This is a genomic window from Lactobacillus kefiranofaciens, assembly GCF_900103655.1.
Lineage (GTDB): Bacteria > Bacillota > Bacilli > Lactobacillales > Lactobacillaceae > Lactobacillus > Lactobacillus kefiranofaciens.
In genome coordinates this window covers 14,726-41,136 of sequence record NZ_FMXC01000008.1, presented here as the reverse complement: position 1 = coordinate 41,136, position 26,411 = coordinate 14,726, and the positions used below count along the sequence as shown (strand labels likewise).

24 protein-coding genes, 1 tRNA gene and 2 pseudogenes are annotated in these 26,411 nt (G+C 37.3%); 2 read left to right on the top strand and 25 right to left on the bottom strand.

Features of this window, described 5'->3' with window-relative positions:
- Window positions 1–103: 103 nt before the first annotated feature.
- The 11 genes from BLP58_RS04590 to BLP58_RS04540 all read right to left on the bottom strand — a co-directional run bounded on the left by BLP58_RS04590 (window position 104) and on the right by BLP58_RS04540 (window position 10,303).
- On the bottom strand, window positions 104–883 hold the full coding sequence (locus BLP58_RS04590; RefSeq protein ID WP_013853698.1) for a LytR/AlgR family response regulator transcription factor: 780 nt from the start codon (window positions 881–883) through the stop codon (window positions 104–106).
- Between the two features lies 1 nt (window position 884).
- Window positions 885–1,586: a GHKL domain-containing protein gene (locus tag BLP58_RS04585; protein WP_013853697.1), complete on the bottom strand. Its 702-nt coding sequence runs from the start codon at window positions 1,584–1,586 to the stop codon at window positions 885–887.
- Window positions 1,587–2,252 carry a hypothetical protein gene (locus BLP58_RS12100; protein WP_013853696.1) on the bottom strand — a complete coding sequence of 222 codons (666 nt, stop codon included), beginning with the start codon at window positions 2,250–2,252 and terminating at the stop codon, window positions 1,587–1,589.
- Window positions 2,253–2,508: 256 nt separating this feature from the next.
- The gene (locus tag BLP58_RS04575; RefSeq protein WP_013853695.1) at window positions 2,509–2,778 is read right to left on the bottom strand and encodes a hypothetical protein; all 270 of its coding nucleotides are present in this window, start codon (window positions 2,776–2,778) and stop codon (window positions 2,509–2,511) included.
- A 21-nt stretch (window positions 2,779–2,799) separates the two neighbouring features.
- Entirely contained in the window at window positions 2,800–3,288 is a 489-nt protein-coding gene (locus tag BLP58_RS04570; protein ID WP_013853694.1) for an NUDIX domain-containing protein, read from the bottom strand.
- Window positions 3,289–3,360: 72 nt separating this feature from the next.
- Window positions 3,361–4,278 carry a class II fructose-bisphosphate aldolase gene (locus BLP58_RS04565; protein ID WP_013853693.1) on the bottom strand — a complete coding sequence of 306 codons (918 nt, stop codon included), beginning with the start codon at window positions 4,276–4,278 and terminating at the stop codon, window positions 3,361–3,363.
- A 108-nt stretch (window positions 4,279–4,386) separates the two neighbouring features.
- Window positions 4,387–6,072 carry an arginine--tRNA ligase gene (gene argS, locus BLP58_RS04560; protein ID WP_013853692.1) on the bottom strand — a complete coding sequence of 562 codons (1,686 nt, stop codon included), beginning with the start codon at window positions 6,070–6,072 and terminating at the stop codon, window positions 4,387–4,389.
- Between the two features lie 269 nt (window positions 6,073–6,341).
- Complete coding sequence (locus tag BLP58_RS04555) at window positions 6,342–7,217, bottom strand: Rpn family recombination-promoting nuclease/putative transposase (protein WP_013853691.1); 876 nt, start codon at window positions 7,215–7,217, stop codon at window positions 6,342–6,344.
- Window positions 7,218–7,360: 143 nt separating this feature from the next.
- Window positions 7,361–8,032, bottom strand: a complete 672-nt coding sequence (locus BLP58_RS04550) for a L,D-transpeptidase (protein ID WP_013853690.1) — start codon at window positions 8,030–8,032, stop codon at window positions 7,361–7,363.
- A gap of 120 nt (window positions 8,033–8,152) precedes the next feature.
- The gene (locus BLP58_RS04545; protein WP_013853689.1) at window positions 8,153–9,001 is read right to left on the bottom strand and encodes an NAD(P)H-hydrate dehydratase; all 849 of its coding nucleotides are present in this window, start codon (window positions 8,999–9,001) and stop codon (window positions 8,153–8,155) included.
- A gap of 3 nt (window positions 9,002–9,004) precedes the next feature.
- Entirely contained in the window at window positions 9,005–10,303 is a 1,299-nt protein-coding gene (locus tag BLP58_RS04540) for a serine hydrolase (protein ID WP_013853688.1), read from the bottom strand.
- A gap of 88 nt (window positions 10,304–10,391) precedes the next feature.
- On the opposite strand from BLP58_RS04540, the gene BLP58_RS04535 reads away from it, so the two are divergent.
- Window positions 10,392–10,475, top strand: a tRNA-Leu gene (locus BLP58_RS04535).
- A 517-nt stretch (window positions 10,476–10,992) separates the two neighbouring features.
- Here the strand turns inward: BLP58_RS04535 and BLP58_RS04525 are convergent.
- From BLP58_RS04525 to BLP58_RS04505, 6 genes are all read right to left on the bottom strand, one after another.
- The gene (locus BLP58_RS04525; RefSeq protein WP_013853686.1) at window positions 10,993–11,316 is read right to left on the bottom strand and encodes a Panacea domain-containing protein; all 324 of its coding nucleotides are present in this window, start codon (window positions 11,314–11,316) and stop codon (window positions 10,993–10,995) included.
- Entirely contained in the window at window positions 11,317–11,454 is a 138-nt protein-coding gene (locus BLP58_RS12310) for a Panacea domain-containing protein (RefSeq protein WP_013853685.1), read from the bottom strand.
- 138 nt (window positions 11,455–11,592) lie between these two features.
- A complete protein-coding gene (locus tag BLP58_RS04520; RefSeq protein ID WP_013853684.1) occupies window positions 11,593–13,815 on the bottom strand; it encodes an alpha-galactosidase in 2,223 nt (740 codons plus the stop codon).
- Window positions 13,812–14,270, bottom strand: coding sequence for a DUF3284 domain-containing protein (locus BLP58_RS04515; RefSeq protein WP_013853683.1), 459 nt, complete (start codon window positions 14,268–14,270; stop codon window positions 13,812–13,814). The genes BLP58_RS04520 and BLP58_RS04515 overlap by 4 nt, the downstream gene beginning before the upstream one ends.
- Window positions 14,270–15,358 (bottom strand): PTS sugar transporter subunit IIC, encoded by a 1,089-nt coding sequence (locus BLP58_RS04510; protein ID WP_013853682.1) that lies wholly within the window; start codon window positions 15,356–15,358, stop codon window positions 14,270–14,272. Before BLP58_RS04510 ends, BLP58_RS04515 begins: the two co-directional genes overlap by 1 nt.
- 96 nt (window positions 15,359–15,454) lie before the next feature.
- Window positions 15,455–16,486, bottom strand: coding sequence for a LacI family DNA-binding transcriptional regulator (locus BLP58_RS04505; RefSeq protein ID WP_013853681.1), 1,032 nt, complete (start codon window positions 16,484–16,486; stop codon window positions 15,455–15,457).
- A 208-nt stretch (window positions 16,487–16,694) separates the two neighbouring features.
- On the opposite strand from BLP58_RS04505, the gene BLP58_RS04500 reads away from it, so the two are divergent.
- On the top strand, window positions 16,695–17,015 hold the full coding sequence (locus BLP58_RS04500; RefSeq protein ID WP_013853680.1) for a PspC domain-containing protein: 321 nt from the start codon (window positions 16,695–16,697) through the stop codon (window positions 17,013–17,015).
- Between the two features lie 61 nt (window positions 17,016–17,076).
- Here the strand turns inward: BLP58_RS04500 and BLP58_RS04495 are convergent, their stop codons facing one another.
- The 8 genes and pseudogenes from BLP58_RS04495 to BLP58_RS04475 form a co-directional block, all read right to left on the bottom strand.
- Window positions 17,077–18,360 carry a phosphatidylserine decarboxylase family protein gene (locus tag BLP58_RS04495; RefSeq protein WP_013853679.1) on the bottom strand — a complete coding sequence of 428 codons (1,284 nt, stop codon included), beginning with the start codon at window positions 18,358–18,360 and terminating at the stop codon, window positions 17,077–17,079.
- Between the two features lie 47 nt (window positions 18,361–18,407).
- A complete protein-coding gene (locus tag BLP58_RS04490) occupies window positions 18,408–18,668 on the bottom strand; it encodes a bacteriocin immunity protein (protein WP_013853678.1) in 261 nt (86 codons plus the stop codon).
- A gap of 121 nt (window positions 18,669–18,789) precedes the next feature.
- Window positions 18,790–19,494, bottom strand: coding sequence for a mucin-binding protein (locus BLP58_RS12095; protein ID WP_013853677.1), 705 nt, complete (start codon window positions 19,492–19,494; stop codon window positions 18,790–18,792).
- Between the two features lie 60 nt (window positions 19,495–19,554).
- Window positions 19,555–20,190 (bottom strand): annotated as a pseudogene (locus BLP58_RS12090) (mucin-binding protein); the annotation flags it as partial.
- Between the two features lie 12 nt (window positions 20,191–20,202).
- Window positions 20,203–20,817 (bottom strand): mucin-binding protein, encoded by a 615-nt coding sequence (locus BLP58_RS12085; protein ID WP_158306205.1) that lies wholly within the window; start codon window positions 20,815–20,817, stop codon window positions 20,203–20,205.
- A gap of 76 nt (window positions 20,818–20,893) precedes the next feature.
- Window positions 20,894–22,219 (bottom strand): LPXTG cell wall anchor domain-containing protein, encoded by a 1,326-nt coding sequence (locus BLP58_RS04480; protein WP_025084148.1) that lies wholly within the window; start codon window positions 22,217–22,219, stop codon window positions 20,894–20,896.
- A 30-nt stretch (window positions 22,220–22,249) separates the two neighbouring features.
- A pseudogene (locus BLP58_RS12735) lies at window positions 22,250–22,387 on the bottom strand (mucin-binding protein); the annotation flags it as partial.
- Window positions 22,351–26,379, bottom strand: a complete 4,029-nt coding sequence (locus BLP58_RS04475; RefSeq protein ID WP_013853675.1) for a mucin-binding protein — start codon at window positions 26,377–26,379, stop codon at window positions 22,351–22,353. The gene BLP58_RS04475 and the pseudogene BLP58_RS12735, both read right to left, overlap by 37 nt.
- Between the last annotated feature and the right edge of the window lie 32 nt (window positions 26,380–26,411).

Below are 26,411 nucleotides of genomic sequence, written 5' to 3'. Positions count from 1 at the left end.
CTATATGAATATCATAGCAAGATTTTACATCCCTAGACCATTTTGTCAAAAGACAGCCTACTTGATAGCAAATCCGTAAAAAAACTAAAATCTGACATCAAAATTAATTTTTAATTTTATCGAACAATTTTTTCATTTTTCCATACTCAGATAGTGAGAAATCTGCTGTATCACCATTTACAAAGGTAACTTTATACTTTTTCAAATCAATTAATTCGATGTTATTTGGATTCACCAAACAAGATTGACTAATCTTTACTAGAGATGAATTTTCTTTCGCATATTTACTAATACTGCCGAAGAATTGTCCTCGGCCGTTCATTTTAACAATCTCCAACTTATGTGGTGTATCTGTAGTAGCAATATAAATAATATCATCAATATTTACATTTCTAATTTGCCTACCAACTTTATAATGAAAAGTCATTTTTTGAACAAAGTCAGAGTTCTTTAAGTTAGAAATTGCAATTTCTACAGTTTTAACTACCCGTCGTTGAAATTGAATGTATTCATTTTCATTTTTAGGCTTAACAATATAGTCAATTGGGCCCAAGCGTCTTTCAAAAGAAATTAAAGATAGATCAGCATGTGTAGTAATAAAAATAATTTGTGCTTTTTTATCTTGCTTCTTAATCAATTCAGCTAAGTCAAACCCATTATTTTTGCCGATTTCTTTTTCTAATTCAATATCTAAGAAATAAATACCACCATCATATGGATTTGATTCTAAATATTTCTTTGCATTACCAAAATTATTTGCCGACGCAATATCAAAAACAATATCGTAATTATCAGAAATAATTCCTTCAGCTTTTCCTAGAAATTTACTAATAATATTTATTTGACTTTGATCATCATCACAAATAAATACTGAATATTTCATTTTAAGAATTTTCTTCCATATCGTCTGGCATAATTGTTAAATCAAAATCAAACCAGTCATCTTCGATACCATAATCAATGAGCATACTATTTTCATATTTCGCTTCGATTTGCTTTACGTTTGCTAAGCCAATGCCAGAATGAAATTTTTTAGTAGTATAACCTTCTTGATTAAGTCTATTGAGATTTACCTTGTCGATCATACCTATTCGATTTCTAATCCTAAATTCAAAGTTACCATCCTCTTGGTAATACATTGCATCAACTTTCGCACTATCTTTGTTACCTGTCATTTGAATTAATTTTTGACTTTCTTCAATTGCGTTGTCGAACGTAATGCCCATAATCCGGATTATATCTAAAATATTAACTGATTGCGGAATTTTATAAATTTCTACCTCACAACCAAAACTATAGTCAATATTTTCGTTATACAGTTTCGCCAGTTTAGCAATGGCAATACTTTTTAGCTCCTCAATATGGACATGGTTAACACCCTTATATTTGCGAAGCGCTTTTTCATCAAACTGAGTATCAGTATATTCAGATAATTGTTTTACTACAGACTCCGTATCACATTTTTCAGCACTAATTCTTAAACTATTTAAGATATTTTGATAATCATGCTTAAAACGACGCAATTCATCTTCATTTTTATCAAGGTAGTTGGAATATTCTTTTAACTGTTCATTTTCAGCTTGCATTCAAAGCTGCTGTTGCTTAGTTTTAATTTCTCTTTGAATATGAATAATTCCCATATACAATACAATTGCAAAAATTGTTTGAAGCATTAATAGACTTAAAAGGATATTAGCAACCTCAACGGGTCTTTGATTAAAGAATAAATAGTTATTAACTAATTCAATTGAAAAATATAAATAAATAATAATTCCTAAAAAAATAGTACTATTTACGTCTGTTAAATACATTCTAATTTGAGAATTAAATCTATACACAAAAACTATTCCAATAATACTCAAACATATATCCCACAAATATATTCTACTGTTTAATTTAAATATTAAAAAAAGCGAATTTATTAACTTATCACCAACATCTAAAATAAAATCAACTAAACTAAAAAACATAGCCGATCCCAAAATAAGTTTCTTATTATTTTTTCTTATCAATCCAAAATAAATATATAGTCCTAATATTTCATATAACGTCATTATTAGATCATATCTATTGAAGAAAATAACACAAAATATATTTAGAAGAACAACACTTAAAGTAAAAATAAACAAAAATAATTTATCATATTTTTTCTTTACAGATTGCGATATTTTATTAAAAGATAAAATATCAAATAAAACAGAAATTATTATAAATGTTGTCTGTTCAATTAAACCTAAAATCAAATTAGTCATCTCAATTTATAATTTTCCACGTCTCCATTTTTATATAAATTTATCCACTTACATTGTTACAAACTATGGATATAATATCATTTTTACCTTTCTGCGCCTAAATTCATCAGATTCACACTATTTTGACATCATATTTACAAAAAAATAAAGCTCAACAAAGGTTGAACCATACTTTAATCAATAATTAAGATATTCAACTTCTAATTATAAGCTAAAAATCAGCTAAACATACATATTAGTTAATTACAATTAAATCTCACTTCTCACTCACATAAACCTGATGACTTCGTGGAAACTCACGCTTAAATGTCGCAGTAAAAGCATGCTTTGCCACATTATCAGCAATCGCAAATGTATTAACAGAATTTTCATACCCCTGCTCTGTTAATTTCATCTGTTCGCCATCACTCTCAATTGTTAGTGAACGATCTTTCTTCTTAGTAAGCAACACCACACGTTTTGATTCTTTACTTTTCAATAGCTGTTTTATTAATGACTTTACTTGTTTTACCGGTATCTCACGCATAATTATTCACCCAGCAACACTTTAAACCGGTAACTCTCTGGCCGCAATTAATTTACCAATTTTAGTTTCTGCACATTTTTTATATTCTTCTTCGGCATCCCGATAACTCAACCTTAAAGTCGACAAATGAAAATCTTCTATTTCATCCTTAGTTAAATGTTTTTCACCAAAAGAAGTGACTTCGCAAAGATAATAATTATTAATATTATGGCGATGAATCAAATTATAGTAATCACTAACTACGCCAATCTTCGTAATAATTTCAACTTCAGCACCTAATTTTTCCTTGAGCTCTCGCTTAAGCGCAGTCTCTAGATCCTCACTGGCCTCAACACCGCCACCAAAAGTTTCAATTAAAGTTGCCTTACCAAAATTATCATCACGCTTAGCCCTAACAAAATAGAAATCTTGTTGATCATCGACCACAATTGCTCGTACAATTTGGCGATCATGATCAGTATAAGTTAATGGCCATTTAGTATCTGACAATTGAATACTTAATTCCTGCATAGCTAAATCCTCTTTTGCAAAAAAATAAAGCCCAGCAAAAGCTGAGCTTTATTCTAATTGATAATCAAATGATTATTCTTCGTTTAATGATGAACGGTCGAATGAAGCATCCTTAAGTTCGTCATCGATAGTCTTAGTACCTAACCAACCGATCATTTCCTTCATAGCATCGGTAATAGCTTCAGTACCTGGAAGGAGTAACTTACGTGGGTCGTAACCCTTGTTAGCCTTGTCAAGGTCCTTGTTAGCTTCGATGTATTCACGAGTAGCCTTTTGGAATGCTAATTGGAATTCAGTGTTAATGTTAACCTTAGCGATACCAAGTGAAATAGCCTTCTTAACTTGGTCTTCAGGAATACCTGAACCACCGTGAAGTACAAGTGGTTCGTTAGGAACAGCTTCAGCAATTTCCTTAAGACGGTCGAAGTTCAAGCCCTTCCAGCCAGCTGGGTAAACACCATGGATGTTACCAATACCACAAGCAAGCTTGTCAACACCAGCAGCAACGAAAGTCTTAGCGTCTTCAACTGATGCTAATTCACCGCCATCGGCACCTTCGTTTTCACCGATCTTACCGATTTCAGCTTCAACTGAAATACCACGTTCATGAGCTAACTTAATAATTTCCTTAGTCTTAGCTAAGTTTTCTTCAGTATCAAGCTTGTGACCATCAAACATAACTGATGAGTAACCAAGTGCGATACATTCCTTAGCTGATTCAAAGTCACCGTGGTCCAAGTTCAAAATAACTGGAACTGAGATGTTCATTGAATCCATTTGGTCAGCTACCATGTCCTTAACGAACTTGTAACCACCCATGTACTTAGCAGCACCAGTTGATACTTGGATCAACAATGGAGTTCTAGTTTCTTCAGCAGCACGCAATTCTGCACGAGTCCATTCCAAGTTGTTAGTGTTGTAAGCACCTACAGCGTAATGGTTCTTACGAGCATCTTTAAAGATTTGATTACCGTTGTCAAAATAAGCCATTAAAAAATACCTCCTAAATATCTTACATGCATATTGTACCCTAATAATTGCTTTATGAACAATTTTTCACAAAATGTAAGCGCTATTTTTTATTTTCCACGTTTTTCATTACATTTCTTTAGGTGCATTTACGCCCAAAAGTCTTAGAGACTCAGTCAATACGATTGAAGTTGCCTCTACCAAAGCAAGACGAGCACCGATTTGATCATCGTCAGTTAAAATTTCCACATTTGCATAGTATTTGTTAAACTTCTTAGCCAAGTCTAAAGCAAATTTAGCAATAACCGATGGTTCAAATTTATCTGCACTTCTAGCAATAATTCTTGGGAAATCAGCTAAATCTTTAGCTACGGCAAATGCCCAATCGTCATCAAGTGCTAAATCATCTTCTGCTGGCTTTTTGCCCATGGCAGCTGCTTTTCTGAGTACACTCTGTGCACGAGCATTGGTGTATTGAACATAAGGACCAGTGTCGCCTTCAAAACGAACGACTTCTTCCAAATTGAAGTCGAAGTTGTCTAACCGGTCATTCTTCAAATCGTGGAAGACAACCGCACCTACACCAACATCATGAGCAACTTGATCTTGATTGGCCAAGTCTGGGTTCTTTTCTTGAATTTGCTTCTTAGCAAGAAAAACCGCATCCTTTAATACTTGATCGAGGAAGACCACATTGCCTTTTCTAGTAGACAACTTCTTACCGCCTTGAGTAATCAAGCCAAATGGTACGTGGTGAATCTCATCGGCCCAGTCATAACCCATCTTCTTAAGAACAGTCTTAAGCTCAACAAAGTGTTGTGCTTGTTCGTTACCAACCACATAGAGCATCTTAACGAAGTCGTATTCCTTCATTCTCCATTCAGCAGCAGCCAGATCACGGGTTAAGTAAATTGAGGTACCATCAGATTTAACGATAATTGCTGGGTTTTCATCAGGTCCCATATCTACAACTTGAGCACCACGAGATTCATGCAGCAAGCCTTTTTCCTTCAATTCATCGATGACCGGTTGCATTTTATCGTTAAAGAAAGCTTCACCACTATAAGAATCAAAGGTTACACCAAGTTCCTTATAAATACGCTTAAAGTCTTTCAGCGAAACTTCACGGAACCACTTCCACAGTTTAACCGCTTCAGGATCACCATCTTCAAGCTTCTTAAACCATTCACGACCTTCATCATCGAGTTCTGGATCTTTTTCAGCTTCCTTATGGAATCTTACATAGTAATGGAATAGATTCATGATAGGATCTTTTTTAACGTCTTCTTCATTGCCCCAATGCTTGTAAGCAGCAATCAACTTACCAAATTGGGTACCATAATCTCCTAAATAGTTAATCTTAATTGGAGTATAGCCCACTTTTTCCATGGTTTTAGCAATAGAATTACCGATTACGGTTGAACGAAGGTGTCCCATTGACATTGGCTTAGCAATGTTAGGCGAAGACATATCGATTGGTACATTGCCTTCACCTAATTTTTGATCACCATAATGTTTTCCAGCACTCAAAACTTCCTTCAAGGTTGAAGAAACCAATTTCTCATGATCAATTGCAAAGTTAACGTAAGGTCCAACCGCCTTGATGCTAGCAAAATTGTCGCTACTTAAGTTCCCGGCAATGTCTTGAGCAATCATTGCTGGATTCTTGTGCATGGTCTTAGCCAAAATAAATGCTGGGAAGGCATAGTCGCCCATCTTGGCATTCTTAGGACGTTCGATTAAGGCAGCGATTTTTTCTTTTGGTAACTCAACTTGGCTTGCAACTAAATCAACTACTTCGTTTTTAAAGTCCATCTTTTTCCTCTTTTCAAATAAAAAAGCCTCTTCCTACAACTGTAGAAAGAGACGAGCATTAACCCGCGGTACCACTCATATTGATACAAAGTATCCGCTTATTAAAATTCTTTATTTTTGACAGTTAAACACGCCTTCATTATTTCCTAATACCTATCTTCCACCAACATAGATTCGCTTAAAACAGAAAATAATTACTACTTTTAACCACTTAGCACAGATGATTATAACAGGAAAAAATAGGTCTTGCTACTAATTTAATATAAAAACTATTCTCGTTCCGCTTCTTGCATTAATTTTTCCAACTCGGATTTACTAAAATCAGCACCATAATCTGTGATTAACTTGGACATAATCCAAGCATCAGACTGATTTATTTCCCGAAATCTTTTGACAAATTTTTTGACACCTATTCTTTGAGCTTCAAGTTTGCCTTCTGCCCGACCTTCTACTCTACCTTCCGCTTTTCCTTCTTTTCTAGCCTCTGCTCTTTCATCAGCTAATAGCATATCTAAACTCATCTTGGCTTCCCTCCATTCTGGACTTCTAATGTAATCTAACCGCTCTTGATCGATTTTTTTGATAAAGCTACTGCTGCTTTCAGTCAACCCATGCTTAATGTAATCTAGAAATTCCTTTAATTCCGGTGTAATCTTACCTTTGTAACCATTGGCATTAATTGAAATCCAATGTGTTTTTGTATTTGCATAGGAATCAGGGTTGCCTTTATCTAGCAGCGTTACGCTTTCATAGATATATTTCCCCTCACCAAATGGATCAAACGGGTAAATAAAAATAATGTAAGTTTCTCTGATTTGTTCAAAACTTTCACCCGACTTCAAAGAATCCTGATCCGCTACGGATTGATAATATCGAAAGCGCACGCCAGCACATTTTTGTTTACTGGTTTGCATCTCAACATCAAAGATTTCTCCTTGCTTGTCTTTTGCCCAGAGATCCATGATCACATTTCTTCCCCACAATTTCTTGTTCAATTGCTTTTGCGGCGTAACTTCAACTTCAGTTATACCCCGCTCCGGAAGAATACTGCGCAACAAATGCAGATAATTTTCTGGTTTGCTAAAAACATGGCCGAAAATAGGATCACGAGTAATTGTTAGATTATGGTTTTCATTTCGTACCATAATTATACCGTCCTTTACATAATTTGAAGTGAAAAAAGCACTCCTACTATTTATTACGCAAAAAAGACGATTTTCTCGTGAGAAATTTAAGAAATTAATCTTATCAGCAAAAAAACGCTACTCTTAATCTGAGCAGCGATCTTCTATTTATCTTTAATTACTACCTTAGTACCATTAGGAATATTATTCATGATCCAGCGAGAATCTGGCACGCTCAAGCGAATACAGCCATGTGAACCTTGCGTTTGGCCAAGTTTCTTAGCCTCTTTCAGATTATATGTACCATCACCCTTAGTTGGCACGGAGTGGAAAAGATACACGTTATCAGGGCTCCAGCTAGTCCAGTTATTGGCGCCCTCACCTAAATTATAATTGAAGAAACTATCTCCGCGACCGCCTTGAATGGTGTACTTACCAGTTGGTGTTAAAGATTTACCTTTTTTGTAAATGCCACCCGTAGACAGCATGGTGTAAATAACCTTGCCTTTTCTTAGCAAATAAGTACGGTTGCCTTTCAGCGAAACACGCAAAGTTAAATCGGTTTCATTAGGGTTGATCTTAGGATGCTTCTTAGTTTCGCTCTTCTTTTTCCAAGTGCCAGCCTTTCTTAGATCCTTAGGATCTTTATAAGGACGATAAATTGCTGCATTAATCTTCTTGGCCTTCTTGTGATGAGTCTTCTTATTCTTGCTTTGAGTAGCCACCGATGATGCTGGGGTAGGATCAGTCTGCGGCGCACAAGCCTTAGCCAAACCGATAATTGCACCAAAGGCAACGATAATACTTGCTACTCCAATAATGATATTTCTTTTCATAAATATGTTAATCTTCTTTTTTAAATCTTAATTCAAACAATATTTCGCGTCATTCGAAACATTTGCTAAAAAAACATCCCTATCGGGATGTATTTTATTACAACTAAGATTTTAACATGTTTAGCTAAGTTCTGAATACTTTTTCATTAATTTTGGTAATACCTTAGCAATTTCTGTTGGTCTAACTACATAATGATCCTGATAAAGCAGATCACCAGCTAGTGAATGCATATATACTGCCGCCAGAACAGTTTCAGTACTAGGGCCAAATTGCGCTACAAAACCACCAATAATGCCTGCGAGCGTGTCACCCATACCGCCTGTTGCCATTCCAGGATTACCAATTGGATTAACGAAAATTTGTCCTGTACCATCATAAACATGCGTATGATTAGACTTCAGCACTAACATCGCGTTGCTATCAGGAATTAATTGATTAAGCGCCGCGATATTAGCACTGTCTGTTTGAAATGGAATTCTGATTTGACTAAGACGTTGCCACTCCATCTGATGTGGGGTCAGAACTAGATGTCCCGCGTTAGCTGGCAATAAGGTCTTGTCCTCACTGATTAAATCGAGCGCGCTAGCATCTAAAACTACCGTCTGCTTTTCACTACAACAACGCCGCAGGATGACCATAATTTGCTTAGCTAAATCACTCATCCCCAGGCCTGGGCCACAAACAATGACGTCCATTTTTTTGATTAAATCAGCTAGTTGCGCGTCATGCCAGTCTAAAAACATTGCTTCAGGTAAACGAGCATGAAGAGCTGTCAAGTTCATTGGATGCGTAGCCGTAGCTACTAAACCAGCACCAGCATTAACCGCTCCTTCAGTTGACATAATAATTGCGCCGCCATAATTTTCACTGCCACCGATTAACAAAATTCGGCCATACTTACCCTTATAACTATCGCTTTTTCTTTTTACAATAACTTTTTTTAATAAATCTTCAGTGATTTCCGTCATTTATTATCTGCCTCCGAAAATCCAGCGCCAGATTCTAACGAAGATATTGACCTTGCCATTGGCACCCAAGGCCTTGGCTGGTACATTCATCCCATTTGGATTGGTTATTGAAACAATCTTCTCATTGCCAGACTTCAATTGATAGTCGCCGATCACTTGATTTTTAGCAATCGGAGCTTCAACCGCCTTTTTATTCAAACTAGCAACCAAAGTCTTGCCATCTGCTGGATCCCAAATAGTAGTCTTATTCTTCAAACCCAAATTAGTAGCAGCATTGTCACCATCAGTAACCTTGATTGACTTGGCGCCATTTAGTTGACTGCCAGCATTCATAGTTACTGGACGGTATTGAGTGAAGATATAATTCATTAACTTTTTAGTTTGAATAAAGCGTGAAGGATCCGTCCCATCTTGATGACGTGCACCCATTACTACAGTAATTAAGCGGGCACCACTATGCTTAATAGTGCCGATAAAGCAGGCACCAGCCGCATCAGTTGTACCGGTTTTCAAACCGTCTACTGGATATGCTTGATCATATTGTGAAAGGCCCTTTAACATCCAATTAAAATTAGCCATCTTGGTTGTCTTACCCTGATCTTTAAAATCCAAGTGAGCCAATTTAGTAGTATCTAAGACTTCTGGAAAATCCTTGATCAAGTTCTGACCTACAATCGCCATATCCTTGGCTGACATAGTATTCTCAGCGTTTTTATTAATGCCAGGATATGCATCTTTACCTAAATTACCATTTGGCAAACCACAAGCCGTATAAATCTTAGCATCTTCAATGCCCCATTTTTTAACCTGCGCGCGCATTTGATTAATAAAGGCCTTCTGTGAGCCGGCAATTGTCTGCCCCAATAATATAGCCGCACCATTGGCTGACTCGATCAGAGTAGCTTGATAGAGCTGTTTAATCGTGTATGAATGCCCCATCTTCAGTGGCACATTAGAATATTCAGCATTATTAGCCACCTTAACAATCGGTGCAGTTGGCTTTACTTTTTGATTCCAAGAGATTTTTTTATTCTTAATTGCATTTAAAGTAAGATATACCGTTGCCAATTTAGTCATTGAGGCAATTGGCAAAGTCTTATCTGCATTCTTGGCATATAAAATCTGTCCAGAATCACTATCAATTGCAATTGCTGATTTCACGGCCAGATTGACTTGATCTGCTTGATAGCTATTAGCCGCATCAGCGGATACTGGCAATGAAAAAGCGGTACTACACGAAACTAATGAAATAAGAGCAACGAAACTAATCAAAGCTCGCTTTATTTTTTTACTAAAAACCATGAAATTCCATCCTTTTTTAAATAATAAGATATTTATGCTTACATTTTACCAAATATTTGGTATTATTATTCATGTACGAATTAAAAAAGCCCGCTTGGCGGAATTGGCAGACGCGCAGCGTTCAGGTCGCTGTTCAGGTGACTGAGTGAAGGTTCGAATCCTTTAGCGGGCATAAGGGTAAGTCTAGCAGGGATGCTAGATTTTTTTGAATAGCAATTAGGCTTTTTACATATGCAAAAAGCCAACTGAAAGCTGGCTTAAATGATCAACCATGTTGATATAAATCAAACTTAGGATCTACTGCTAAGATATAGAATATATTTTCATTTATCTTACCAATCACTCTTTCCTTTTTACTTAACCTGAAGACCCAATAATTATCATCACACTCATCATATCGACCTCATTTTTTAAATTCAGAATTAATTCGCAATTTAACCATTTCTTCTGGCAACAACTCCAGGCCCTAGTCTTTCGGTCTATTTAAAATAATCACTTTATCATCCTCAGACAAGGAAGATATTTGCTCTAATAATTTAACTTTAACAGATTTACTTAATTTCTTTGATTTTAAGTTATAATCTTTCTGCTTAGTCAAAAACGAAAAATTAAATGCAAGTCTAGAAATATGGTGTCTATTAATAGGTGCCTGATCGGGAAAATTAGCTCCGGAGAAATTTTTACTACTTTTAATTTTCATTGATCACAAATACATCTCTAAAATATTCTTTTATTTTATCGTCACTAATAACCTGACTTTGAGGAGTATCTCGCCATGGCTTCTCTTTGTGAGTCTGACGCATTAGATCATATGCTGAACTATGTCCATAAATTTCATAAATACTATTCAAGATATCTGCAGTTTGCTGATCACTCTCTAGTTCTTTATAATCAGCAATTGCTTTAGGATCATTGGCTACATCATCTACTATGCTTCTTTGGTGAAAATACTTTGTATGTACTTCTTCAACAGCAGGTCCATATTTCCAAGCAACAATGTCATTATCAAACATTCATTTGCCTGTAATTACGAGACTTGCAGCCTGAATATAATACAAAAGCTTCATAGCTTTCTCTGCATTTTCAGATGAGTTTAACTCTGCATTATTTTTAACACGTAACCAATTCACTACTTGAAATACGTTATACATAATGCAGTCCTCCCTTTTCATTAATTTTCTCATCACAAATTTTATAACTATCTATAAATGTAAGCGATTGAAGAATTGTCGCTTTAATACTTATTTAACAAAAAACATCCCCAATTTTACTCATCGGAGATGTCTTTGCTAATCTTGTTTTAGTTCGAATAAGTATGACTGAAAATCACCTGCTACTTGAGCCGTATTTGCATTAGAAGCATTAAACTGATATGGTTCACGTAAGCCGAAACTAGCTAACATTTTTCCGCTAACAGTCATTTGTTGATTAATCGTATAATGTGCTTTAAGGTTCAAATCAGAGAGGGAAAGATATTGATCAAGCGTATCATTCGGTTTAGCTAATTTGCGGAAAAATCCTATTATTTGTTCTTTGCTTTTGCTTACGCTCCACGCATATTTATTGTGATCATCTAAAGGTATCAGTTGTCTAAATGACCCATTAACAAGTAAATCACGTCTTTGCTTATACCATTCAATTTGGTCATGGATTGCTTGTTTTTGAGGGAAAGAAAGTGCGTTTAAGTCTAATTCATAACCCAGCGGACCAAATGAAGCTACATCCTGTCTAAATTTCAAACTAGTTATTCTTCTAACATGTCCATTAGGAACTGCAGAAACATGATTACTAAAAGCTGATAAAGGATATGCCAGCATTGTACCAGACATGATATCAAGTCGTTCAGCCGCATCGCTATCATCGCTAGGCCAAATTTGCGGACTATAAAACATAATACCTAAGTCATAACGTCCACCACCACTAGCGCAACCTTCAATTAATAGATGAGGAAAACTAGTTAATAACTTTTCGTATAAATGATAAACACCTAAAATATAGCGATGGAAAAACTCTCCTTGTGGCAAATGCAGCTTTTTCAAATAAGGAGAATATGCTTCCGTAATATTACGATTCATATCCCACTTAAGATAGTCAACATGACATTTACTAATTATTCTTGCCATTTGTTGATAAATATCATCAACAACTTCAGGGTTAGCAAAATCTAACACATATTGGCCTCGCCCAATACTATAACGTGAATAAGGATGATGCACGACCCAATCAGGATGTCGCTTGAACAAGGCTGTATTAGGGGAAACCATTCCCGGTTCAAACCATAATCCAAATTGCATCCCCATCTTATGCAAAGCACTGCTAAAATGATCTAGTCCTTGTGGGAACTTCTTGCGATCAACAGACCAATCACCTAATGATGTCCGATCGTTATCACGATGTCCAAACCAACCATCATCTAGGACAAAACATTCCATTCCTAGATTCTTAGCTTCTTGGGCTAACTTCAATAATTTAGCTTCATCAAAATCAAAAACACATGCTTCCCAACTATTAATCACAATTGGTCGCTTAATAGTCTGCCATTTTCGATCAATAATATGCTGTTTTGCAAATTGATGTGTTTGCGTCATCAAGCCGTTATAACCATGATTAGTATAGAAAATAACTGCTTCAGGACTAGCAAAAACTTCATCTTTCTTCAATTGCCAAGTAAAGGTAGCAGGATTAATACCAGTCATCAAGCGACCAGTTCCCCACTCGTCTACCTCTACTTGACTAACAAAGTTCCCAGAATAAATTAAATTACTGGCATAAATTTCACCATGATTAAGCGACACATTTTTTGCGGTTAACGCGATAAATGGATTTTCTTGATGACTAGACGCACCACGCAAGGATTCAATTTTAGTAATCCCTTGAATTAAGGGTCTTTTTTTGATGTGACGCTCCTTAATCCATGCACCCGACAACTGCAAAAAATCATAATCAGAAGTAGGCAGCTCCAAGGTTAGGCTTTGCAAGTTTTGAATCTTAATATCATCATTGCCAATATTCCTGATCTGACTATTACGAACAATTGCGCTGTTATGTTTAAAAATAGTATAAAATAATTTTAATTCCAATTGATGATCTTGATCCAGCAATCGAATAGTCAAAGTCTGTGATTCTCCTGCTTCAGAATATGCACCAGGTTTAGCTAAATTTCGGGGCCTTTGATTACTGACACTATAATCTTGATACTTAAAGTCAGGATATAATATATCTTTGCCTTGTTCTAAGCTAATTGCACCTTCACGAAAATCCGAAGTTCCATAAGTAGGATATTCCTGCATTCGGTCAGCCAGAGAAAAGGTAGAAAATTCTGGCGCAAACTTAACCGTGCCGGATGCTTTGTTATTATGACATGCTATATAACGCAAATCATCTTCAGTTAAGTCACCTAAATCTTTACCATAGTATAAGTGTCCCAGCTGTCCATTTTTCATCACATAAAACAAATAACTTATTTTTTCATTATGTAAATGGAAATATTGCTTAGAGATTATATCGATCATGCGACATCACCCTTTACTGCTAACTGATCAAGATACTGCAATTTTCTTTTCATTCCACGATTATAGAACCACTTATACAGCAATGCTGTAATGAAAAAGTAACTTTGACCTCTAACGGTTTGAATATTGGTTTGTTCTGAATAAACCAATTCATTCTTACCATTAGGATTCCGCTTAAATTCAAAAGTTTGCGTAATATTGTGATTTCCAGCTTGATGCGTTAAGAGCTGAAATTCTTTATTCGGAATCATCTTAGTTACTTTAATGCTTGTAACTGAATCTAGCTTTTGTACCTTAGTCTTTAAACTAGTAGTAATCTGATCGCCGACATGTAATTGCTTAATATTAGGGTCATGATTGCTAAAATATTTAAGCTGTTCATCAAGCAAAGTCTGATATAGTCGTGCCGGCTCTGCTTGATACAAATACCGGTAAGTTAAAGTATCTGCTCTCATTAGTTATTCTCCGTAGTTTCTTTAGCCATTTGAGCTTGTTCATCTTTTACGTATGACTTATCTAAGACCATTAAGAACGGAATAAAGATCAAAGTCATTACAACAACATCTACTAATTGAAGAATTGCACCAGCAACCGAACCGGTTCCTAGCCAACCTGAAATAAAGATTGGAGTTGACCAAACGACTGTCGCACCAATTGGACGTGGTACCCAGCCGATGGCGATGGCAATATATGAAATTAATGTCGATGCCATTGGTGCCAAAATCCATGGAATAAAGATAATCGGGTTCAAAACAACTGGTAAACCATAAGTCATTGGCTCAGATACATTGAAGATTGAAGGCACCAACACAGTTCTCATAGTAGTCTTCATTCTAGCAGATTTAGCTAACCAAAAAGCAAAGACTAAAGCAACACCTAAGCCCATTAATGGTTGCTGCAAAACTTTATAAATAAAGTCAATCGCATCTTTATATGGTGTATAAGTAAAGAAGAAACGAATGCAGTTAAACAAGAATAATGGAACTGCACCAGGAATAATCGCAACAAATGATTGACCAATCATCGGTGGTACTGAATCTGGTAATTTAATCGTGATATTCTTCATACTGATGCGACAATATAATTCACACGAAACTATTCCTGTAATAATTGCCACGAACATCCCTTGAGCACCTAACTGCTGAATTGGGAAGAAAGCGCCTTGCGTTTTATCGGTACCTACAAGTGTTAGCATTAAGAAACATGATAATGAAACTGCACCTGCAAAGACCTTAGGCTGCTTATATTTGTCGGCTAATTGATAAGCCACACCAAAAGCAATAAACATTGCCGAGATATTCATCGTAGCATTACCAACTGGAGCAAAGAAATTATTGATAAAATCCAATACTCCTTTTGGCAAAAAGCCAGCAAAGCCAAAGGTCTGTGGCAGATTTTGCAAAATAACCATGATGGCACCAAACATTGTTGCTAGGAAGGCAACCATCATACCATCACGCAGGCTAGTCAAATATTTATTTTGTCCAAGAATAGATGCAAAAGGAACTAGCTTTTTTTGCATCCAATCTAAAAACTTCTTCATAATAAACTCCCTCGTTTTTATGTAACCGCTTTGTTGTTTACATTTATTATAATAGTTGTTTATTATTTGTTTACACAAGGACAAAATAAAAAATTTTTACTCTTTTTCTTTTACTGAATCACGTAAATGAAATTCGCTTCTGCATGTAATTATTAGTGGCATCTTGTTTTCTTCCATCATCAAATTCTTAGCTAAATGGACGGCTGTCTTTCCCATTTCGCTAGAATCCATATACACGCTGGATAATGATGGAGTCAGATAATTATTCATTTCAACATCGTCAAAACTAACAATCGAAACCTCATCTGGAATTTTAATTTCATGATCTTTCAAAGCTTTATAAACTCCTAAAGCCATCGGATCACTCCCCACGACAATTGCTGAAGGCAATTCTTTCATCTGCGAAAGCATTTGATTGCAAAGTTTAAAGCCATCTTCCATCGACCACTTACTAATATATAGATGTTCATATTGGTTTAAACCTTTTATCCGCATCCAATCTGAATATGCTTTGGCTCGAGAATCATTTTTTAACATGATTGTTTTCCCATCTAATGCCACGACACTTGAATTACCACCAATGTAAACAATATTGCGATGCCCTAACTTATATAAATAATCCAAGATCTTCTGTGTTCGCTTGCCAAAATCATTACAAATGTAATCACAGTTTTCTAAAGTTGGAGCAGCATCTACTAAAATCACATTCTTGTTACGTGCTCTAATAGCTGCAATTGCGTCATCCGTCATTTGCCCAATTAAGATAATTGCACCATACTTTGAAATTTGATCAAGATCTTTATGTCGATCATGCATACGAAATACGACTTCTGTATTAAGACGCCATTTAGCTGCCTCGTCTATAATTCCAGTATGAATATTTTTAAAATACGGGTCGCTAGGTTCATTTTCTGCTGTATGACGCAAAATCAAGCCGATCGCCATCCCTTTTTTCCCTTTAGGGCCACGTTTGCTTTTAGTCTTGGAATAATTCATTCTGGTAGCCGTATCTAATACTCGCTGGCGGGTGTTTTGATTAATATGAAAACTATTATCATGGTTAAGAATCCGCGACACGCTTGCCGGTGAAACGCCCGCTATTTTAGCTACGTCCCTAATACTTACCATATTTTTCCTCCTTATTTACGCTTTTTAACTAAACAATTATAGTTTACCATTGTTTACTTTTACAAACATTAATAATCTCCTCCTATATTAGCCCGATTACTTTTAATTTATCTGTTCAAGCTTTCAATCACGCAACTCAATTCTTAGCCCCATTTGCTGTATAATAAAGATAAACAATAGCATTTATTAAAGAAATGGGGCTATTATTATGCAAAAGAGATTAACTAAATCATCAAACAAAATCTTAGCAGGTGTCTTCGGCGGCATTGCCAACTACTTCCAACTTGACCCAGCTTGGGTCAGAATCATCGGTGCTGCCTTAATTTTATTCACAGGTATTTTCCCTGGTGTCGCATTATACATCATCGCAGCAATGGTAATGCCAGAGCCTGGTGAAAATGCTCCTAAGGCGGAGAAAAAGGGTACTGATTATCAGACTGATCGTCCTAATACAATGGATGGCGATTTTACTAAAAAGCCTGAAGAAGGCCAATCTGATAACACAAAAGACGGTTCATCCGAAAATTAAATTCAAGTCATAAGAAAACGGCTAGGAGCAAAATTCCTAGTCGTTTTTCATTTAGTTCAATTTATTCAACATGAGCAATTATATCTCTTACCTTAATATTGGTCGTATCAAGACCTGGCTTTTGTCCATGCAAATCAAAATCAACCTTCACTTCAGGTCTAAACAGCAATACATGAGTGGAGCCACCAAAGTGAAACATCCCTAGTTGATCGCCTTTGTTGACATGTTGCCCAATCCGGACAGTAATTTCATTATTGGAAACATCACCCATACCTACAGCAACAAAGCACATCAAGCCGATCTTAGGATTGTCTGCTTGAATAAAGATTACCGCTCTCGTAGCTGTCGCGGTCAAAAATGCTTGCGAGTTATTAGCAGCTACCTTGTCTGGTCCATTTGGATTTTTAAAGCCCTGCGCCAAAGCCTCACCATAATAAGTACCATCCAAGTTATAAGCCTTTACAATCTTGCCACTAACAGGACTATTCCAACGGTGATAGCTAAGAGCACTTAAGAAAGCTTGATACAAAGTACCGCCTTCAAATTGGGCCGTCCATGGATCGTTATGCAACAAGTCGATTAAAGAATATGGTTGCCCTTTAATCCAAAACTTCGCCTTCAATGGCACATTGCGAGCCACACGGAATGGTGCAGATTCACAGGCATTGGCGATAACATCATTATCATCCGGGGATGCAACAGGTCTAATACCAGGCTTAAATTTCCGGGTAAAGAAATCATCCCATGAAGTATAACCAAATTTCTTCTCAGCATCATTAGATCTAACAGCAAATAAATCTAAGAAGTCGCTACCACCGGCTTCCTTAGCCATTTCATCCAGCGCATATTGAGAAAGCCAACCTTTGTCTGAAGTATTCAATACATAGGCCGAAGCTGGGCTCTGCAAATAGCGTCCCCAGTAATCTAGAATGTCCTTCATTCTTGCATTAACGCGCGGATCATTGAATAATACATAGCCAACACGTGTGGCCATTGGATAATCCAAAACAGCATTAATAGGCGTGCCAACCAAACCAGTTGTGTTGAATTCAGGTGCTCTTTGAATTATCCGATTAAGCATCAACAATAATTCATGATAATCGCGTACTTGCGGCGTACCAGCCGGCGTATCCACATCTTTTTGCGGAATCTCATCAAACATCATTTCAAACAGATTCCAAATATAATGGTTGGATTCAATTAATTCTTTTAAAGCATGGACTGGTGGCAATAAATTTTGGTTTTCCTCGCTTTTTGCCTCTTCATAAACCTTTTTAATCCACTTGTCTTCAAACTCTTGATCACTAGGAAGCCATTTTCCTACATTGAACTTGTGTCTACTCATTTTGTGTACCTCTGTTATGCAATAAATAAGCAAATCTGTTTTTTAGCTTAAATTCCCGATAACTTTTGCATTTCTTGATGTAAATCCAAGATGCTGTCTGGCGTATCATTGCCGTGACTAATAATATAACCAGCAAGAGATTTATCAAGAGCCAAAGCCACTTCTTGCATTGGCTTGCCTGCATCCCTTCGACCATAAGCCGTCCGCATGATTTCCATTAATTCTGGATTCTTCTTAACTTCTTCATCATGATCGATAATTGCAACGATCTTGTCTCTGATGATCCGTTCTTCATTTTCTTTAGTCATAAGGCATGACCTTCTTTCTACTCTCATTATAGTGCTATTTGTATTCGCTTACATTATTTTTGAATGATTTTTTCCCAGCAAAAAACGGCCTTATTTTCTAAGACGGTTTTCTAATATTCAATTAACGATCTTTATTCTTGTCTCCGGCTAAACCAATCAAGTTAATCAAAGTCGTAGCTACACCTAAAGCCATAGCAGCAACCTCATCCTTGTTGTTGAAGTCTAAGTTTCTGATCAAGTCCAAACCATTAGCAGCTTGACGCTCAGCTAAGCTAGTTTGCTTTTTAGCTTTGCGTAAACCAATGGTAAAGACTTGCGTCATCAAGTCGTTATTATCAAATCGTTGGACAGCATCAGTATCATCAAAACTGTTGAAGACGACTTCATAACCAGCCTTGGTGATTGCCTTCAATGGAATATCCGTACTGTAGAGGTCATTAATGCTGTCACCTGGCTTACCAGTCAATGGACCAGATGAGGTCAATTGCTTACCATTTTGGTCAAGGTCAATATAATTAATGATCGCGATTTGTTCTTTATCTGACTTATCCTCTTCATGCTGCTTGCGGATTTGCTTTAACTTAGCAGAGTATTCTTCTTTCTCTTTGTCCGCTGTCTCTTGTGCCTTAGCCGCTGCAGCTGTAGCAGGATTTGGCTTTGCTTCACTTTCTTTATTTTCAAATGAAGCAGACTTTTCTGCACTAGGAGCTGCTTTAGACTCAGTCTTCTTTTGACCTACTGGAATAACTAAGACATCATCATCCTTAGCTGGCTTATAAGTAACCGTAGCATCTTTACTTGGATCAAGCGGCACCACAGTCTTCACATCACACTTGTAGCCATCAAGCTTAGGAACAGCTTGTTCATCAAGTACACGCGTAGGATCTTACGGATCAGTTTCAAAAACTGGTTGCGGAGCAGATTCAATCTGATTGCCATCATGATCTACTGGTACCACGTGACCATTAGCGACATAATTGACAGTCTTGGTAACATCTTCTTTAGTTACCTTTCCACCCTTAACGACCTTTTGATCGGCATGATAGCCGTTGACTACAGGAGTAGCTACGTCGGCAAAACTATCTTGGTCTACTTGCCAATCAGTGATTTGATCATCATCTTCAATAATCTCACCGCTGACCTTATCCACAGTTAAGCTGCGGTTCCAATGAGCGGTCTGGACATTAGCTGCCGGAGTGGCGTCTTCAGCACCAGCATAATTAACCGTAAAGCTAACTTCCTTGGTGTATTCTTCCTGAGCTATCTTATCATCTGGATGCTCACGATCAACAACACCAATTGTATGTTTCATCGTAACTACGAAGACAGGTACATAATCATCATTGCTGCCAAAGAATTGTACTTCCCCAGCTGGGTTATAGTCATTCTTAACCAAAGCATAGCCTTGACTAGTCAATGATTCGATCGTGGCCTTAGGATCATAATCAACCGGCATATTAGGCTTACCCGTTAAAGTATCTGCCGTAATAATTTGGTTGCCTAGATCTAAGTCAACGTACTTAACAGTTACCTTTTAATCAGCGGTAGATAACTTATGGTTAATCTCATAGCTAACTATATAATCGCGGTCGCAGTCATCTGGCGTAACCGTGTCACCACCAACAACGCTTTGACTAGTGATATAACCCGGTACTTCAGGCGTAGCCACCATGATAAATGACTGTGCATCAGGTGTCCAATCAGAACGATCAACTATCTTCTTAGTTACTTGATCGTATGTAACGCTACATTTGAAAGTTACATGACTGACGCTATCCTTAGGGGTTCTGGTAGCTGCACCATCATAATGAATAGTTTGCGTACCCACCTTTTCTAAGTCGCTCTTCTTAATGCCTAAACTAGCATCCTCATGATCAACCGTAATCAAATTATGCTTAAAGGAAACTACATAGACATGATCATCATCTTCTGGAAAAGTTGGTGTCTTTCCCTTCGGATCAAAATCATTGCTATCTAACTTATAGCCTTGAGCAGTTAAAACACTAATTTGCTTTTTAGTACTATATTCAATCGTCGTTCTGGCATCACCGATCAATTCACCAGAAGTGGCGATCTTTTCTCCATCATTATCCAAGTCGATGTAATTAACAACGACCTTATTCTTTTTCTTACTAAACAGAGACATCATCCTAATTCTCCATATTCTAATTAATAAATACTAATTCCATTATAATGCAGAAAATGCATAAGATATATCTATTTTATTAATCTTCACGCCGTTTTTTGACGCCGGCTAATCCAATCAAGCTAATTGCAAGGGCACCTGCACCTAAAACAGCTAATGAATCACTATTTTCACCAGTCTTTGGTAAAGCAGCTCGACTAGCATTAGAAGTCATGCTTGAACCTGATACGGCACTAGCATTAACTTCAGCTGCATGAACGATGCCATTAGTACCACGGTTTTGAGAATTTTGACTACGAGGGACATTGTTATTAGAATATGCCGTCTTTCTTGCCGCAGTGGTTGTGGAAGCATTATCGCTATCATCGTAATCGTCGTCACTATCGTCATAATCAGCATCATCGTAATCATTGTTATCAGCATTACTGCTATCAGCTGAAGCCGCACTTGAACTACTTTCATCATTAGTTGTAGGACTATTAGCAGTTTGATCTTGAATATTATTTTGGCTGTTTGACTGATTATTAGTTGATGCGCTATCAGCTGCACCGCTGCCACTTGGAGTAGTTGTCGTACCAGTGCCTGTACTACCTGAATTTTGATTATGTTGATCACTATTTGAATCTGGAATCTTTTCAAAATCAATGACATAGTTGGCATCTTGGGTAGCTGCTTCACTAGGGAATTCATAGTCACCGTTGGCATTTGCCCTTAATTGAACTTTATGATCCTTATCAATTACCAAGTATGCATTGTAGCCAGCCTTGCCCTTAATTATCTTTGGAGCAAAGGAAGCAGTCTTACCATCACCTGGCTTCCAATCTGCAGTAAACTTGGCCTTCTTAGTTACCTCATCATAGCTACCAGTTCTGTAGAATGACACAATCTGGACGTTGTCATCCGCATTTGGCACAGCCGCAAACGTAGTGAACATTGATCTCGTAGCTGTCGTAGGATCATTAATAATGAAGGTTCTCTTAACTTCCTTGTAGAACAAGTCATTGCCACTCTGCTTAGCTTGCTCGGCATTAGTAATCTGATCAATCTTATGTTCAATTGTAATTGTAGTTGGATCATTCTTAGCTTGATCAAGGGTAATTGAGGTAGTAGTGGCACCATTTTTAGCAACTTGCCAATGTTCTGGTACATTCAATTTAACCGAGATTGTCTTGCCATCTTCACCTGAAACAGTCTGACTGCCAACTACCTGATTATTGCTATCAACAAAGTTAATCAGGTGCCTTACTTCATCCTGAGGTACGCCTGGATTTGGTGCATCAGGATCATCTGGAGCAACAGGTTCAGAACCAGAAGCAACATACTTAACTTCTACATTAGCTGGTCGACCAAATTGATCAAGGGCTGAATTATTAATCTCATACTTGCCATTCTTATCAGGAATCAACTTAGTTTCCTTGCCATTAACTGTGACTACGACATCATAGCCATCTTTAGCAGGAAGCGTAGTTTGCTTAAACTTGCTATTATTCTGATCGACTGGTTTCCAAGTAGGTTGATCAAACTTAACTTCACCGGTTACTTCATCCTTAGTTCCAGTTCTGTAGAACGGAATATCCTGCTTAGTAGTCTGACCATTTGCAGTTGGAACAGTTTGACTAGCCGTCTGATAGAAATCAGGGTCGTTGCTATTCTTAGCATCAGTGCTGGTCTTAATTTCATCAACCTTATGCTTGATATAAACAGTCTGTGAACCAAGATATTAATCGTCACTGAAGTAGTAGTGCCGCCTTGCACAGTTTGCCAGTGCTCTGGTACGTTCAAAGTTACTTGCACCGTCTGACCATTCTTGCCAGAAACGGTTTGACTAGCAATTACTGTATTGTGATTATCGTTATCGACATAGTTGATGGTCTTGCTAAATTCCTGTCCTGACTGATCAGCTGGATTTTGGCCACTGCCTTGTTTAACAAAACTTACTTCAACCACGCGGTTAACTGGATTACCGTGTTCATCAACGGCAGATTCGGCTTGAATTGCGACAGTATTGCCATTAACAGTTACAGCTAAGACCTTGCCATTTTCCTTAGATACAATATCGTAACCGGAAACTACCGTAACACCAGTATATGGCGTAAATTCATTAACACGTTGACCATTCTTGGTACTAATTACCGTCCATGGCGTGTAAGTCGTTTTCTTAGTAACTGGATCATAGGTCTTCGTTCTGCTAAGATCTAATGTCTGACTGCCTTGAGTCGGCTTAGTATATTTTGGATAAAGGACGTTGAAGACTCTGATAATTTCTCGATAAACGTCTTGATCATGGTTGCCATCAACGTTACCAGTAACTTGAGTAGTATTATGAACTACCTTGATATTCACTGGCTTAGAGTCGGTGTTGCCAAAGGTAATGGTATGATATTCACCTTGATTTGGAGCTAGCTTCCAGTTCTCTGGCACATTCATCTTGAAGTCAACCTTTTGTCCAGGATCACCCGTGATGGTTTGTGTAGCTACCAGATGAGTTGGATCAGCATTATCGATATAGTTCATGACAAAGTGCTGCTTAACTGCATCGTAAGTAACAACCAGCTTTTGATCCTTAGTGTCTGGGGTAACAGCAAGTTTTGGAATAGCATCCAGCTTTTGACCGGCTTGATCAGTAATTACTGCCTTGTATCCTGCAACTTCAGGGACCTTAACTGCTGAGAAGCTATCTTTAACTTGACCAGTCTTGTCCTTAGCTGCTTGCCATTTGTCATAAGTAATCTTGCCATTAGCATCTTGTTCACCGTTGCGGTAGAAGATTACATAATCTGTACTATCTTGCGTAGCAGCATTTGGCATCTTGTAGACAACGGTTCTAGTAATAACACGATAGAAGTTGCGATCAGTTTGATGATCTTGCCAGTTCAACTGCTTGCTCTCAGGTGTATCTGGCTTGTTGCCATGATCACCCTTGTGGTCACCTGGATTGTCTGGTTGATCTGGCTTAGTTGAATTTGCTTGATAAATGACATCAACGGTTCTATTAATTGGTTGACCATTTACCAGTGAAGCTTCAGCTTGTAATTTGTGGTTAGTAACCTTTAACTGTTTGCCGTTTTCGGTAGCGATTTCTACATAGCCGTCATGAACTGGTAATGCATATTCACCGTAATTAGTTACTGGCGTCTTGCCATCTTTTGCGCTAACACTCATTGAAGTCCATGGAGTGTAAGCGTCTTTGCCAGTTACTTCATCATGCTTCTTGATCCGGTAATACTCAACTGATTGACTGCCTGGAGTCGGCTTGGTTTGACCTGGTTGAGTAATATTGATGGTTCTGGTTACCTTTTGGTACAGATCCGCATTGTCTTTGTGATCACCACCGCTAACTTGATCAATCTTGTGCTTCAAGTAAACGTCAATCGTTTGGCTGGTCTTCGCAAACTTAGTTGGATAGCTATTCGTCTTCGTGGAATCCAGGACATAATGCTCTGGTGTGGTTAAGCTGACGTAGCCGTCCTGCATTGGCCAGTTAATTTCATCTCCAACCTTGCCATTGAAAGTCTTGGTTGAGACGTTGGCACCACCGTTATCGCTATCCTTATATTGAATAGTCAAAGTAGCAGCCTTACCGACTTCGCTTGGATCAATGACTACTTCGCCTGGCTTAGTTTGAGCAGTGCAGTTAACAGTGTAGACTTCATTCTTAGAATCTGGAGTAATCTTTTCTGCTGGTAAAATAGTTCCAGCAATCTTGTTGCTTTGACCATTGGTAATCGTTACCTGGTAGCCTTTAGTAGAGAAGTTTAATTCTCTGAAGCCATCAACCGGCTTACCTGCTGAGTCAACTGAAGATAACTTCCAGTCACCATAAGCAATGACGCCAGTTACTTCATCTTTAACACCGTTTCTGCTGTAATCCACGCGGTCAACAATTATTTGTGGCTTTTGACCTAGAAGATTATTAGTAATTGTTCTGGTAATCTCACCATGGAAGTTCGGATCAGCTTCATGGTCGGCAGCACTTACTGCGCTCTGTACATGCTTGACATAAACATTTAAGCTTTGATCTTTATCTGAGAAAGTATCTGGGATCTTGCTCCAATCTGGATTGCTCTTGTTGTCGCCAAGTACGTAATGTGCTGGTACTGTTAATTCAACCTTGCCATCTTTATTAAATTGCCAGTTAATCTTGTCGCCGGCCTTACCAGTTTCAACTTGATCGCCATTAGCAACTGCTTGATTATTACTATCTTGATCAAGGTAGTGAATAGTTACCTTAACGTCTGCTTTAGTTGGTTGATCTGGCTTGTCGCCATGGTCTCCTGGATTATCTGGTTGATCAGGATTAGTTGATTGATAAGTAATATTAACCTTGAAGTCTTTTACTGGTTGACCATCTTGCAATAATGGAAAACTGCTTAACTGGCTGTCTTCAATTGTCCCTTGCTCAGTTTGAGCAGTATACCCATTAAACTTAGGCAAAGTATATGCTAGGAATTCAGTTATTGGCTGTTTATTTTCATCAACTGTATTAGGCTTCCATTCGCCATTAACAGTTTTATTAGTTACTTCATCAGTAGTATTAGTTCTAACCACATGTAACTGGACAGGAATACTTTGAGTAGTTACGTGCTGACCGTCTTTATCTTCGAAGTAACCACCTTCAGGCGCAGTTAAATTGATAGTTTCAGTAACTGTTTTATCTTCAGTCTTAGTATCGATCTTATGCGTAACCTTGATATTTTGAGAACTATCCTTAGTGCCAAAATTAATATCTAATGTACCAGTATTGCCTGCTACCTTGCCATCGTCACTAACAAAAGTCCACTTGTCTGGCGCAGTAATAGTTTCAGTGGCTTTAGTTTGAGGCTTGCCAGTAAAGTCTTGCTTGCCTACAACATTATTATCTGCATCAACGTAATTTACAGTATGCGTAATCTTAGCATCTGGATTAGTCAATTTATACGTAATATTTACGTTAAAGTCCTTTACTGGTTGACCATCTTGCAATAATGGAAAACTGCTTAACTGGCCGTCTTTAATTGTCCCTTGCTTAGTTTGAGCAGTATATCCATTAAACTTAGGCAAAGTATATGCTGGGAATTCAGTTATTGGCTGTTTATTTTCATCAACCGTATTCGATTTCCATTCGACATTAACTGGTTTACCAGTTACTTCATCAGTAGTACTAGTTTTAGTTACATGCAACTGTACTGGGATACTTTGAGTAGTTAAATGCCGGCCATTTTTATCTTCAAAGTAACTACCTTCAGGCGCAGTTAAATTGATAGTTTCAGTAACTGTTTTATCTTCGGTCCTAGTATCGATCTTATGCGTAACCTTGATATTTTGAGAACTATCCTTAGTGCCAAAATTAATATCTAATGTACCAGTATTGCCTGCTACCTTGCCATCGTCACTAACAAATGTCCACTTATCAGGAGCTTTAATATTTTCAGTTGCTTTAGTCTCAAGTTTACCAGTAAAGTTTTGAGTACCAACAATATTATTAGCATCAACGTAATTTACAGTATGCGTAATCTTGGCATCTGGATTAGTCAATTTATACGTAATATTTACGTTAATATCTTTAGCTAAATCCTTACCATTCAATGCTGATTGAGCAGGTACTTGACCATTAGTTA

Bases quoted from the DNA above. Each gene is read 5' to 3' on its own strand.
- BLP58_RS04545 (WP_013853689.1), bottom strand. From the start codon at position 9,001: ATGACGGAAATCACTGAAGATTTATTAAAAAAAGTTATTGTAAAAAGA.
- BLP58_RS04510 (WP_013853682.1), bottom strand. From the start codon at position 15,358: ATGAAGAAGTTTTTAGATTGGATGCAAAAAAAGCTAGTTCCTTTTGCA.
- BLP58_RS04555 (WP_013853691.1), bottom strand. From the start codon at position 7,217: ATGGTACGAAATGAAAACCATAATCTAACAATTACTCGTGATCCTATT.
- BLP58_RS04505 (WP_013853681.1), bottom strand. From the start codon at position 16,486: ATGGTAAGTATTAGGGACGTAGCTAAAATAGCGGGCGTTTCACCGGCA.
- BLP58_RS04515 (WP_013853683.1), bottom strand. From the start codon at position 14,270: ATGAGAGCAGATACTTTAACTTACCGGTATTTGTATCAAGCAGAGCCG.
- BLP58_RS04570 (WP_013853694.1), bottom strand. From the start codon at position 3,288: ATGCAGGAATTAAGTATTCAATTGTCAGATACTAAATGGCCATTAACT.
- BLP58_RS04495 (WP_013853679.1), bottom strand. From the start codon at position 18,360: ATGAGTAGACACAAGTTCAATGTAGGAAAATGGCTTCCTAGTGATCAA.
- BLP58_RS04565 (WP_013853693.1), bottom strand. From the start codon at position 4,278: ATGGCTTATTTTGACAACGGTAATCAAATCTTTAAAGATGCTCGTAAG.
- BLP58_RS04550 (WP_013853690.1), bottom strand. From the start codon at position 8,032: ATGAAAAGAAATATCATTATTGGAGTAGCAAGTATTATCGTTGCCTTT.
- BLP58_RS12100 (WP_013853696.1), bottom strand. From the start codon at position 2,252: ATGACTAATTTGATTTTAGGTTTAATTGAACAGACAACATTTATAATA.
- BLP58_RS04520 (WP_013853684.1), bottom strand. From the start codon at position 13,815: ATGATCGATATAATCTCTAAGCAATATTTCCATTTACATAATGAAAAA.
- BLP58_RS12310 (WP_013853685.1), bottom strand. From the start codon at position 11,454: ATGTATAACGTATTTCAAGTAGTGAATTGGTTACGTGTTAAAAATAAT.
- BLP58_RS04490 (WP_013853678.1), bottom strand. From the start codon at position 18,668: ATGACTAAAGAAAATGAAGAACGGATCATCAGAGACAAGATCGTTGCA.
- BLP58_RS04590 (WP_013853698.1), bottom strand. From the start codon at position 883: ATGAAATATTCAGTATTTATTTGTGATGATGATCAAAGTCAAATAAAT.
- BLP58_RS12085 (WP_158306205.1), bottom strand. From the start codon at position 20,817: ATGATGTCTCTGTTTAGTAAGAAAAAGAATAAGGTCGTTGTTAATTAC.
- BLP58_RS04585 (WP_013853697.1), bottom strand. From the start codon at position 1,586: ATGCAAGCTGAAAATGAACAGTTAAAAGAATATTCCAACTACCTTGAT.
- argS (WP_013853692.1), bottom strand. From the start codon at position 6,072: ATGGACTTTAAAAACGAAGTAGTTGATTTAGTTGCAAGCCAAGTTGAG.
- BLP58_RS04525 (WP_013853686.1), bottom strand. From the start codon at position 11,316: ATGTTTGATAATGACATTGTTGCTTGGAAATATGGACCTGCTGTTGAA.
- BLP58_RS04500 (WP_013853680.1), top strand. From the start codon at position 16,695: ATGCAAAAGAGATTAACTAAATCATCAAACAAAATCTTAGCAGGTGTC.
- BLP58_RS04575 (WP_013853695.1), bottom strand. From the start codon at position 2,778: ATGCGTGAGATACCGGTAAAACAAGTAAAGTCATTAATAAAACAGCTA.
- BLP58_RS04540 (WP_013853688.1), bottom strand. From the start codon at position 10,303: ATGGTTTTTAGTAAAAAAATAAAGCGAGCTTTGATTAGTTTCGTTGCT.